This window comes from Actinomadura opuntiae (assembly GCF_030283205.1).
Classification (GTDB): domain Bacteria; phylum Actinomycetota; class Actinomycetes; order Streptosporangiales; family Streptosporangiaceae; genus Spirillospora.
The window spans coordinates 301,492-313,024 of record NZ_JASNWF010000010.1; the positions used below are offsets into that span (position 1 = coordinate 301,492).

The following is an 11,533-nucleotide window of genomic DNA, read 5'->3' on the forward strand; positions in this document are numbered from 1 at the left end:
CTGGCGCGCACGCGATCTGGCGGTCGCCGCGGTCGCCCGGTCCCACTGCCCGACGACCCACCGACTGGGACGTTAGCGGCGGCGTCACTCCGCCAGTTCGTCGGACGTGGGGACCGGGCCGCCGCCCTCGGGGATCCAGCGGCCGGAGTCGCGCCATTTCACCGCTTCGTGGAAGCCGTGCGCGGCGGCGAACTCCTGGAACCAGCGGCCCTCGGGGGAGTGGCGGGTGATGCCGTCGAACAGCGTCGCCAGGATCTGGGTGCCGTGCAGGCCCATGTTGTCGTAGGCCTGATTGATCATCAGTTTCTGCATGGCGAGCTGGTTGACCGGGACGCCGGCGATGCGGTCGGCGAGCTCCTCGACGCGCGCGTCCAGGCCGTCCGGCGGTACCGACTCCAGGACGAGTCCCCAGTCGGCGGCGGTGCGGCCGTCGATGGTGTCGCCGGTCAGCAGCATGCGCTTGGCGCGTTCGGCGCCGAGCCGGTACACCCACATGGCGGTGGTGGGGCAGCCCCAGACCCGCGCGGGCATGTAGCCGATCTTCGCGTCGTCGGCCATCACGACCAGGTCGCACGACAGCGCGATGTCGCTGCCGCCGGCGACCGCGAAGCCGTGCACCTTGGCGATCGTCGGCTTGAGCGAGCGCCAGAGCGAGAAGTAGTCGTCGGTGAACTCCTTCATCGCCGCGAAATCCTTGATCGGGTCCCAGGTCGGGTCGCCGCCGCCGGATCCCTGGGTGCCCTGGCCGTCCTCGGCGGAGATCTTCAGGTCGTAGCCGGAGCAGAACGCCCGGCCCGCGCCCTGCAGCACGATCACGTGGACCCGGGGGTCGGTGTTCGCGCGCTTCACCGCTGCCGCCAGCTCGCCCGGCATCCGGAAGTCGATCGCGTTGAGCCGGTCGGGCCGGTTCAGGGTCAGGTACGCCTTGCGGTCGCGCACCTCGTACAGCACGGTCGGCGTCTGCTCGTCACTCATCGTCTCTCTCCTCGGCAGGTCCCTGGGCGGGCGACGGATCGGCCAGCAGCGGCCGGACGATCCGCGCCCACTGCTCCAGCGGCGCGTCCCGGTCGGCGTCCTCGCGGTAGAGCACGTCGGAGATCGCCAGGCCGCGCAGCAGCTGCACGGTCAGCCCGGCCACCAGCTCGTAACCGGCCGCCGCGGTCAGCTCCGGGCCGAACAGGTCGCCGATCACCCGGTACAGGTCGCGGCGGGCCTCTCCTTCCGCGCGGCGCAGGACCTGCCGCAGCCTCGGGTTCGTCCGCGCCACCGCCCACAGCTCCAGCTCGGCGCCGAACGACGGGCGCCCGAGCACCCGCCGCAGCACCCGCAGCCCGTCCGTCATCCGGTCACCCGAGCTGGGCAGCGCCGCGGACTCCTCCTGGACGGCGTCCTCGTTCCGCTGCACCAGCAGCGCGATCGCGGCCCCGAGCAGGTCCTCGTGCGAGGCGAAGTGGTGCAGCAGCGCGCCGCGGCTGACCCCGGCGCGCCGCTGCACCTCCACCGTCGTCGTCGCCGCGACGCCCGCCTCGACCAGCGACTCCACCGCGGCCTCGACGATCCGCCGGCGCGTGGCGTCCCGCTGCTCCTCCCGCTTGGGCACCGCCGCCCCTCCGTTCACAGTCACCTCTGACTGCGAAGCACTCTTTCACAGTCAGACCTGACTGTGAAGCGGGCAAAACCGTCTGGTCGGGACGGGTGGCGCCTGATCCCGCTGCTTCGGGGCATATTTCGGCGGAGCTGTCACAGCCCGGAGGGGTGGCCTGTCTTAGCTGGCGACCGGGCGGTGACCGACAGCCCGGCGAACGGGAGGGGTTCTCATGAAGATCGTGGTCATCGGCGGCACCGGCCTGATCGGGTCGAAGGCCGTCGAGATGCTCCGGCGGCACGGGCACGAGGCGGTGCCGGCCGCGCCGAACACCGGTGTCAACGCGCTCACCGGCGAGGGGCTCGCCGAGGTTCTGGAGGGCGCGTCCGCGGTGATCGACGTGTCCAACTCACCGTCCTTCGAGGACGAGGCGGTGCTGAACTTCTTCACGACCTCGACCGGCAACCTGCTGGCGGCGGAGCAGAAGGCCGGCGTGGGCCACCACGTCGCGCTGACGATCGTCAACACCGGGCGGCGGCCCGACATCGGCTACTTCCGCGCGAAGCTCGCGCAGGAGAAGCTGATCGAGGAGTCGCCGGTCCCGTTCTCGCTCGTGCACGCGACGCAGTTCTTCGAGTTCGGGCGCAGGATCGCCGACGAGGCCGCCGCCGGCGGGGGCACGGTCCCGATGCCGCCGGTGCTCTTCCAGCCCATCGCGGGTGAGGAGGTGTCCCGGACGGTGGCCAGGACCGCGGCGGGCGCGCCGCTGAACGGCCGGGTCCAGATCGCCGGCCCCGAGGTGTCCCGGATGGACGAGTTCTTCCGCAAGGCCCTGGCCGCGTGGGGCGACCCGCGCGAGGTGGTCACCGACCCGCACGCGCACTACTTCGGCGCCGAGATGCACGAGCGCGACCTCGTCCCCGACGACGGCGCCGCGACCCTCGGTGAGATCACCTACACCGACTGGCTGGCGAGCACCGACGTCCGCTGACGGCCGCAGCGCGGCACATCCGCGGGTGCCGGAGCGAGCACGCCGCGCCGTCGAGGACGCCGGCGCACTCGACCTTACGGGGGAGGTCCACCATGACCGCATCGGCGATGGCCGCCGAGTTCGATGACGTCGCACGGTGGACGGCGGACGCCGTCGAGCGGCTCGGGGAGCGGTACGCGATCCCCGCCGCCTGCCGCGGCAGCGCGAACCCGTCCGCGCTGGCCTGGCTGGCGGAGGCGTGCGAGTTGAGGCCCGGCTCCGTCCTGCTGGACGTGGGCGCCGGTCTCGGTGGTCCGGCGGCGTGGGCGGCCGGGCGGTTCGGGGTCCGGCCGATCCTGCTGGAACCGATGCCGGCCGCCTGCAGCGCCGGCGTCCGGCTGTTCGGCCTGCCGGTCATCATGGCGGACGGCGACCGGATCCCGCTGCGAGCGGGATCGGTCGACGCCGCCTGGTGCCTGGGTGTGCTGGACACCGTCCACGACAAGGGCGCCGTGCTCAGCGAGATCCGCCGGGTGCTGCCGCCGGGGGCGCCCTTGGGGCTGCTGGCCGTGGTCGCCCGAGATCCGCAGGTCCGGCCGGCTCCAGAAGGCAACCTCTTTCCCACCTCGCCGCAGCTCACCAAGCTGCTCGACGGTGCCGGGTTCGACCTGGTCGAACAGGTCGACCAACCCGCCGACGCGCCGCTGTCGTGGACGCGGCGCGTCGAGCGGGTCGCCGCCGCCGTCGCTGCCAGACACCGGGCCGACCGCGCCCACGTGCTGGCGGCCCACCAGAGCGAGAGCTTCACCCGCCTTTTCGCCTCCGGGCAGATCTCCATGCAGCTGATCCACGCGACCAGACGTCCGACCGGGCGGGCATCCGAACAGTTTCCAGATGGAGCGCAGATCAGCACCCCGACCGGCGACGGGTTCGAGGCGGAGGTCGAGGCCGAACTGAGCCTGGCCGAGTCGAGCGACCCGCAACGAGCTGCGGCGCTCCCGGTGCCCGACGGCGACGGCGCGACGGCCGGCCCCGCCTTCGAGTACGTCTCGCTCCACGGTCGCGCGGTGCCTCCGCGCGGTACCGCGGGAAGGACCCCATAGGCTCGATGTTCGACGATCGTCTGCACCAGGTCATCGGTGAAGCCGATGGCGGGCGGTCGTCACAGAACGCGGGCCTCGCCTGTCCGAGCTGTGCGAGGGCAGGTGCGACCGGGCCGGCCCGCGACCCGGAGCGGAGGCGATCATGGCGGCGGACGGCGGGTCGGCGGAGGACGCGGGGGCGCCGGACGATCTCGAGCGCGCCGCGGCGGTCTTCGCCGAGGTGCGGCCGCGCCTGTTCGGCATCGCGTACCGGATGCTGGGCAGCGTCGCCGAGGCCGAGGACCTGGTGCAGGACGTCTGGCTGCGCTGGCAGGTCTACGACCGCGCCGCCGTGGCCGACCCGGCGGCGTTCCTGGCGACGACGGCCACGCGGCTGGCGATCAACGTCCTGCGGTCCGCCCGGGTCCGCCGGGAGACCTACGTCGGCCCTTGGCTGCCCGAACCCGTGGACACCGGCGCCGACCCGCACCTCGGCGCCGAACGCGGTGAGGCGCTCAACCTGGCGGTGCTGATGCTGTTGGAGCGGCTCTCGCCGACCGAACGCGCCGCCTACGTCCTGCGGGAGGCGTTCGACTACCCCTATCCGCAGATCGCGGCCATCGTGCAGGTCAGCGAGGCGGCGGCCCGGCAACTGGTCAGCAGGGCCAGAAAACACCTGCGGTCCGAGCGGCGGGCGCCGGTGACCGGGGCCGAGCAGCGCAGGCTGCTGACCGCCTTCGTCGCCGCCGCCCGTGCCGGTGACCTCGCCGCTCTGGAGGAGCTTCTGGCCGCGGACGCGGTCAGCTACTCCGACGGCGGCGGTGCCGTCCGCGCGTCCCGCTTCCCCGTGGTGGGGGCGTTCCGGGTCGCCAAGTACGTCAGGTCGTTCGCCTCCCGGTTCTGGGACGGCGTCGACGTGGAATGGGCCACCGTCAACGGGCAGGCGGCCGCCCTGCTCCAGCGCGACGGCGAGACCTTCACGGTCCTCACCATCGACGCCTCCGACTCCGGCATCGGCCGGATCCTGTGGATGATGAACCCCGCCAAGATCACCGCCGTCTCCAGCGCCGCCTGACCGCCGCACCGGACATCGCGGAAGCGGGCCGGGCGCCATCATGATTGGACCGTTTGTCGATCATCGGCCGGGTAATAGGCGCGCATGGGATCGTTGAGCTCGGTGGTTCTGCTCGTGCTGTTCATCGCGAGCGCGGCGGTGATCTGGTACTCGGGGATCAAGCTGTCCGACACGACCGACGTCCTGGCCGAACGGCTTCATCTGGGCAGTGCGCTGGGCGGGCTGATCCTGCTGGCGATCGCCACGAACCTGCCGGAGATCGCCATCACCGCCAGCGCGGCGATCGCCGGTCAGCTCGGTGTCGCGGTGGGCAACATTCTGGGCGGCATCGCCATCCAGACCGTCGTGCTGGTGGTGCTGGACGCGGCCGGGGTGCGCCCTCGAGCGCCGTTGACCCGGCTGGCCGCGAGCCTGGTGCTGGTGCTGGAGGGGATCCTGGTCATCGTCGTGCTGGCGGTGGTCGTGATGGGCACCCAGCTGCCCGGCGACCTCTCGTTCGCACGGTTCGCCCCCGCGTCGCTGGTGATCGCGGTGCTGTGGATCGTGGGGCTGGTGCTGCTGGACCGTGCCGGCAAGGGACTGCCGTGGCAGGAGGACGGCGACGCCCCCGACACCCAACCCGAGCCGCGCGGCCATTCCAAGGGCAAGAAGGAGAAGGCCGCCACCGACAAGGGCGTCAGCACCGCCCGCGCCGCCGCGGTGTTCGGCGCGGCGGCCGTGGCGACGCTGGTGGCGGGCGTGGTCATCGAGCGCAGCGGCGAGGAGTTCTTCGGCCGCCAGGGGCTGAGCGGCATCCTGTTCGGCGCGACCGTGCTGGCCGCGGCCACGTCCCTGCCGGAGGTGAGCACCGGGCTGACCTCGACCAGGCTGGGCGACTACCAGCTGGCCATCAGCGACATCTTCGGCGGAAACGCCTTCCTGCCGGTGCTGTTCCTGCTCGCCACCCTGATCAGCGGCAAGCCGGTCCTGCCCACCGCCCACCACACCGACATCTACCTGACCGCCCTCGGCATCGTCCTGACGACGGTGTACATCACCGGCCTGATCTTCCGGCCGAGCCGGCAGTACCTGCGGATGGGCATCGACAGCATCACCGTCCTGGTCTTCTACATCGCCGGCATCGCGGGACTGGCCACCATCGGAGGCTGACCCGGCGCATCCCCGATCCTCGGCGGTGCCGAGATCAGGCAGCCCGACAGAGGACGGCTTCGCCGGCTTTGACCATCGCGGGGATGATGGCGCTGTCGTCGGCGGCGCTTCGCGTGACGGAGATCTCGAACTGCTGCCGTCCGTCGGTCGAGAAGAGGATCAGGGTGGTGTAGCCGAGGCCCGAGCCGCCCTGCAACTTCAGGTCGTCTTCGCACTGGCCCGCGTCCTGCCGGGCACCGCCGCCGCCAGGGCCCGAGGTGAGGATCTTCTGCAGCGACGGCGGCAGCAGTCTGCCCTGGTCCAGGGCCCGCTGGAAGGCGCTGACGTCATGCGTGGTCGAGACGACGTTGCCGGCGCCGAAGCCCCAGCTGGCGTTGGCGCGGTGCATGTCGTGCAGGGCGCCGGTCGAGTCGGGATGGTAGCCGTGCCCGTGCGGGCCCTTGATGCCCTCCGGGGGCTTGGTGAGCGCGTAGGTCCGGGTCATGCCGAGCGGGCGGAACAGGCGCCGGTGGAGCTCGTCCGCCAGGGAGCGGCCGGTGACCCTCTCGATGATCATGCCTATGAGGGTGTAATTGGTGTTGGAGTAGGCGAACCTCTCGCCCGGCTCGCCGGTGCGCGGAAGGCCCCGCGTCGTCTCCACGATGTCGATGGGCCGGTAGTAGGTGGTGAAGTCGAAGACGTCGAACGCCGGTTCCGTCGAGCCGCTCCGGGACCAATAATCGGGGATGCCGGAGGTGTGCTGGATCAGCTGCTGGACGGTGATCTCGTCGGCTCGTTCCACCAGCCCGCCGGCGGCCACTTCGGGCAGCAGGTCTCAGGTCGTCTTCGCACTGGTCCGCGTCCTGTCGGGCACCGCCGCCGCCAGGGCCCGAGGTGAGGATCTTCTGCAGCGACGGCGGCAGTTGGCCATTCTCAGCGGTGAACCAACGTTCTTACATGACACGACGCGCTCCTTCTCGTGCGTATCTGCAAGCCGGGACACCACGCCCTCGACTCGGACCACTGTGGTCCGTGCCTTCATCGAAGGCGGAGGACTGTTGCGGCGGCGTTTGCGCTTTTTGATACGCCCGCGATACACGCGGTCTCGGGTATCCGCGACGGCAAGGTGGCGGGCTGGCGTGGCGCGTTCTGGTCGCTCACCGGGCCGAGCATCGTTGTCGTGCTCGGCGCCGCGCGGCTGTTTCGCGGGCGGTTGCCGTGAAAGGTCCGGGCGAGCGGAAGGTGCGGCGCTAATCAGGGGCGGGCCTGGCCGTGGGTTCGCCACCAAGCGGCCGCCGCGTCCACAGCAAGTCCGGTGGTCCAGAGGTCGGCGGGGTCGCCGGGCAGCAGGCGTTCCCGCACCGCGTCCCGCATGGGGTAGGAGAGCGTGGTGCCGGTCGTGGGGATGTCGTCGTCCAGGACTTCGGCGGGGAAGCCGCAGGCCGCGACGGCGTCCACCGGCTCGAAGCCCGCGCGTTCCGCCAGGGTGCGGACGGTGGTGACGGCGTCGATCGGGGCGGGCCCGCGATCGGCCAGCAACCGGAGGAGCCGGACGACGCGGTCGGCGATGCCCCAGCAGGGGACCGGGGCCTGAGCCGTCTGCCAGCCGGGCGGCTCGATCGGGTCGGACGTTCCGCCGGGCGCGTATTCCACGGCCGTCGCGGTCCGGCCGTGGAGCTGGTAGTCCAGGATGAGCAGGGCGCCGTTCGGGGTGCGCCAGAGCTGCCCGGGCGCCGCTGCCAGCATTTCCCTGTCGACCATTTGGCGTTCGGCGTTGGACTGCTCTGCGCCGCCCGCCGGAGTGAAGCGCAGTATCCGGCAGGCCCCCGCGCCGTCGCCGATGGGGGCGTTGGCCCAGAGGCGCAGGGTGTCGAGGACGCTTTCGCGCTGTGAGTCGGGAGTCCACGGCAGGACGGCCGGGAGCGCGTAGGCCGCCAGGGTGTCCAGTTCAACGCCCACGTAACTGCGCGGCGGCAGGGAGACCGTCCGGACCAGGTAGGGGTCGTCCGCCGCGGGCTCGTCGGTCGTCGCCGACTCCAGCTCGCGGGCGATGAGACGGTGGCGCACGAGCCACTTCGTCCGCGTCGTGGTGCGCTCGAAAGGCAGGTCGGGGGCCGGTGAGACCAGCGCGGGCAGCACCGCAGGCTGGGGGCGGCCGATCCGGTCGCGCAGCTCGATGGCCAGGACGAGGCACTCGGCGGCCGTACGGACCGCTTCGAGGACGCCGTCGCGCAGAGCCGGCGCGGTCACCTCGGGCAGCACGGCCTCCAGCGCGTCGGCGGCCGCGCGCGGTCCGGTCAGCGTCGCCTCCAGCAGGCGCGCCGCACCCTCGCGATCGAGACGTCGCAGCGCCGCCGACCCGTCGGGGTCCACCGGGTCCCGCCGCGGCCACCAGCCGGGCGGCGGCACGAGCGCGCTCTTCGTGGTCCAGACGGGGGAGAAGGGCAGCCGGGCCGTCCGGGTCCCATCGGGCGCGGTGAACGTGATCGCGCCGCGGCTCAACCGGACCTCGCTCGGCCCGGCGGTGCCCGGCAGCGTCACCTCGGCGACTCCCGGCGCCTCCGGCCGTGCCGTGGCGGTGTCGGGGTCCAGGGTCAACGCGACGGTCTCGCCCGTCTGCTCCGCTACCCGGAACGTCTGCCAGACACCGTCCTGAATTCGCGACAGGAGGATGGTCTTGCCGTCATACCAGGGCAGCAGCCCCTCGGGCAGTTGGGGAAGCCTGATCAACGGAGTGTCGTCGCCGGTGACCTCCGCGTAGCCCTGCCAGGACCGGTCCGCGATGGTGAGGTAGTCGAGATGCTGGACGATCGTCCGGGCTGCTTTCGGAGACTTGGACGGCGACCCGTCGCGGGGCACGGCCAGTTCGGCGGGAATGCCACCGCGCAGGGCCGCCAGCAGGGCGCCCACGGGGTCGGCCGGTTCGAGCCCTTCGGCGACGCCGGGGGCCAGGTCGAGGAGGCCGCCGCGGCCGGTAAGCCGCACCAGCCGATGCAAGGCGTCGTGCAGGAAGGGAAGGTCCGAGCGTCCTGCGTCGGCCTTCCAGCCGTCGACGGCTTCGCTCAGCTGCTCCCTGGTCTCCGGCGTGCCCCAGAGCGCCCTGACCGTGGCCGCGTAGTCGACATTGCCGAAATACCCGATGTCGTAGACGAACCCGTCCAGCAGGCCGGCGAAACGCTCGCGTCCTTCCGGGCCAGACGCCGCGTCCGCGGCCAGTTGCTCCACGTCGAGGCCCTGACCCCACCAGCGGGGCGAGTCGCTGGTCCTCTCGCGCTGGGGAATGATGTTCCAGTAGTCGGGAGGCGGAAGCGCCGGGTCCGTCCCCTCGCCGTACACCACCTCGGAGTCCGGGAACAGCCGGTCGCCCGCCTGGTCGACGAGCTTCAGCAGGACGGGGGCCGCGCAGCCCCGTCCCGTGGTGCCGAACCACCGGGCCGGCAGGTGCGCTCCCGCCCCGCCCTCCGCCAACGACTCCAGCCACATCTGCCGGATCTCCTCGGCGACCTCCCCGCCGCTCTCCTCCTCATGCCGGGCGCGGTCGGGTTCGGCGGCGATCAGCAGCTTCATCAGGTCGTCGTCGCGCCCGGCCACCGCGGCGAGCGGCTCACGGGCGGCCGCCCAGACCTGGTGGGACGCGATGGGCATGAGCCCGGCGCGGAGCAGCCGCTCGGCCAGGAACGCCTCCTCATCGCGCTTCTTGATCTTCGCGGCGCGGGCCAGCACGCGCAGGTCAGGGAAGATCCGGGCGTAGGGGACGATCCCGGCGTCAAAGCCCGCGCAGATCACCTCGCGGAAGCGTGCGTGCGCCTCCTCCGCTGGCAACCGTGCGGCGAGCGTCTTGGCGTAGTCGCGCAGCGCGGCCGGTCCGACGCCGCCCGCGGGCACCAGTTCGAGGAAGACGTCCTGCACCCGGTCGAGGTCGAGCAGCGCGGGATGGTCCTTCTCGACTTTGCGCGCTTGCCCGAAGGCCCAGAACGCAAGCTCGCTCTCTCCCGCCCGTGCCAGCTCCCGGCAGGCGTGCTCGAAGAACGGCGCCAACTCGGCGGCGGGCAACGGGCTCGCGGCCTTGGCCAGCATCTTCTTGGCGCCCTTGGGCCCGGCAGCGGCGAGGTCCGCCGGCGCCGGGAGCTGCGGAAACTGGGTCATCGCGTCCTTCGTCCCTGATCTTCTGAAACGACCATGAAACACTGCGACGGCCCGCCCGCGTGGTCGGTTCCGACGAACGCCGCCTGCCGGGCACCGCTTCACTCGCGGACCGCTGCTCCAGCGACGAGATGGCTCGTGATCAGGACGGTGACCGGCGGCGTCTCTGCGGGAAACGTGTGAGCCGAAAGTCGTAGAGGGCGGCTCATAAAAAATCGCGAATGGTCGCCCGACCGTATCGCGGACGGCGCGGGCTGCGCGATGGCGATAGGGGGTTCCCAGGGGCTAATCTCCCGGAGGGAGACCAGGTGACGGCGCAGTCGGGTCGATTCGCGGCCGGTTCCGGCCGCGGCTGCCGCGGCGACGCCCGCCGTGAGCGACGGACGGAATCGGACGAGGCAGAGATGACTCACGAACTGTCCCCGGCAGCCGCCGAACCCGAGGGAACGCTGGTCCTGTGCAGCGGGCGCTGCGGCTCGACCATCGTGGCCGACCTTCTCGCCGAATCACCGCGCACCCTGCCGATCCTGGAACTGCTCTACGCGCACTTCCAGGACGGCGTCCCCGAGGGAACCGTGACGGGCGCGGAGTTCTGGGCACTGCTCAACCGGCCGTGGCGTGCGCTGAACACCGTCGTCGGCCTCGGACGCGTCCCCGCCGAGGTGCGGTACCGGATCGAGGATCCCGCGAATCCCCCCACGCTTTCCGCGCTGCTGGGATTCACGCTCCCGGCGATCAGCGACGATCCGGAAGGGCTTCTCGGAACGCTGGGCGCGATCGTGCAGGAATTCCCGGCCGGGCCGGTGGGCGCGCACTACCGGCGGCTGTTCGCGTCGCTGTGCGAGCTGACCGGCGGCGAGCGCTGGGTGGAGAAGTCCGCCGGGTCCGTTCTGTACATCCGCGAGCTGCTCCCCATGTTCCCGCAGGCGCGGATCGTCCACCTGGTGCGCGACTGCGTGGACGTCGCGCTGTCGATGTCCCGCCACCCGATGTTCCAGCTCGCCGAACTGCGCCATGAGCTGCTCCAGCGCATGGGCGCCGACCCCTACGCGGCCGGGTACACCGCGCCCGACGAGGCGCCGGACCCGGAGGTGGAGCGGCTGCTTCCCGGCAGGCTCGACGCCGCCGCGCTCGACGAGCGGGCGGCATCGGAGGAGCCCCTGATCCGCCTCGTGGTGATGCAGGCCGTGATGGCGCGGCACGCCGAGGAGGCCCTGGCCGCCCGTCCCTCCGACCGGGTGCTGCGGATGCGCTACGAGGACCTGCTGGACCGGCCGCAGGAGGAGCTCGCCCGCCTCGCCCGGTTCCTGGAGCTTCCGGACGGTGAGGAGTGGGCGCGGCGGTCGGCGCCGCGGATCCGCCGGCCCCAGAGGACGGGCACCGAGCTGGAGCCCCGGCAGCGGAACCTGCTGAAAAGCGTCTACCGCAGCGTCCTCAATGCTCCGGCGAACGCGATGGACTGGACCTCCGCCGCCCACGCCTTCTAACATCCTCCCCCGATGAACCCGGGGGCCCGCGTCGGATTTCGCGCGCATCTGTCAAGTTCCGGT

General features: G+C 71.9%; 9 protein-coding genes. 5 read left to right on the forward strand and 4 right to left on the reverse strand.

All coding sequences use genetic code 11. The annotated features are described in order from the left end of the window. Positions 1–84: 84 nt before the first annotated feature. Complete coding sequence (locus QP089_RS23540) at positions 85–975, reverse strand: crotonase/enoyl-CoA hydratase family protein (RefSeq protein ID WP_285913998.1); 891 nt, start codon at positions 973–975, stop codon at positions 85–87. Continuing rightward, positions 968–1,600 carry a TetR/AcrR family transcriptional regulator gene (locus QP089_RS23545; RefSeq protein ID WP_285914000.1) on the reverse strand — a complete coding sequence of 211 codons (633 nt, stop codon included), beginning with the start codon at positions 1,598–1,600 and terminating at the stop codon, positions 968–970. Before QP089_RS23545 ends, QP089_RS23540 begins: the two co-directional genes overlap by 8 nt. A 217-nt stretch (positions 1,601–1,817) precedes the next feature. Between QP089_RS23545 and QP089_RS23550 the strand changes: the two genes are divergently transcribed. From QP089_RS23550 to QP089_RS23565, 4 genes are all read left to right on the forward strand, one after another. Then, positions 1,818–2,576, forward strand: coding sequence for an SDR family oxidoreductase (locus tag QP089_RS23550; protein ID WP_285914002.1), 759 nt, complete (start codon positions 1,818–1,820; stop codon positions 2,574–2,576). 92 nt (positions 2,577–2,668) lie between these two features. Beyond that, entirely contained in the window at positions 2,669–3,658 is a 990-nt protein-coding gene (locus tag QP089_RS23555) for a class I SAM-dependent methyltransferase (RefSeq protein WP_285914004.1), read from the forward strand. A 142-nt stretch (positions 3,659–3,800) separates the two neighbouring features. Further along, the gene (locus QP089_RS23560) at positions 3,801–4,712 is read left to right on the forward strand and encodes an RNA polymerase sigma-70 factor (RefSeq protein WP_285914006.1); all 912 of its coding nucleotides are present in this window, start codon (positions 3,801–3,803) and stop codon (positions 4,710–4,712) included. Between the two features lie 102 nt (positions 4,713–4,814). Then, positions 4,815–5,861 carry a sodium:calcium antiporter gene (locus QP089_RS23565; protein ID WP_285914008.1) on the forward strand — a complete coding sequence of 349 codons (1,047 nt, stop codon included), beginning with the start codon at positions 4,815–4,817 and terminating at the stop codon, positions 5,859–5,861. A 34-nt stretch (positions 5,862–5,895) separates the two neighbouring features. Here the strand turns inward: QP089_RS23565 and QP089_RS23570 are convergent, their stop codons facing one another. Then, positions 5,896–6,642, reverse strand: a complete 747-nt coding sequence (locus tag QP089_RS23570; protein WP_285914010.1) for a serine hydrolase domain-containing protein — start codon at positions 6,640–6,642, stop codon at positions 5,896–5,898. Between the two features lie 452 nt (positions 6,643–7,094). Continuing rightward, entirely contained in the window at positions 7,095–9,986 is a 2,892-nt protein-coding gene (locus tag QP089_RS23575) for a hypothetical protein (protein ID WP_285914012.1), read from the reverse strand. 401 nt (positions 9,987–10,387) lie between these two features. On the opposite strand from QP089_RS23575, the gene QP089_RS23580 reads away from it, so the two are divergent. Then, a complete protein-coding gene (locus QP089_RS23580) occupies positions 10,388–11,470 on the forward strand; it encodes a sulfotransferase family protein (RefSeq protein ID WP_285914014.1) in 1,083 nt (360 codons plus the stop codon). Positions 11,471–11,533: the final 63 nt, after the last annotated feature.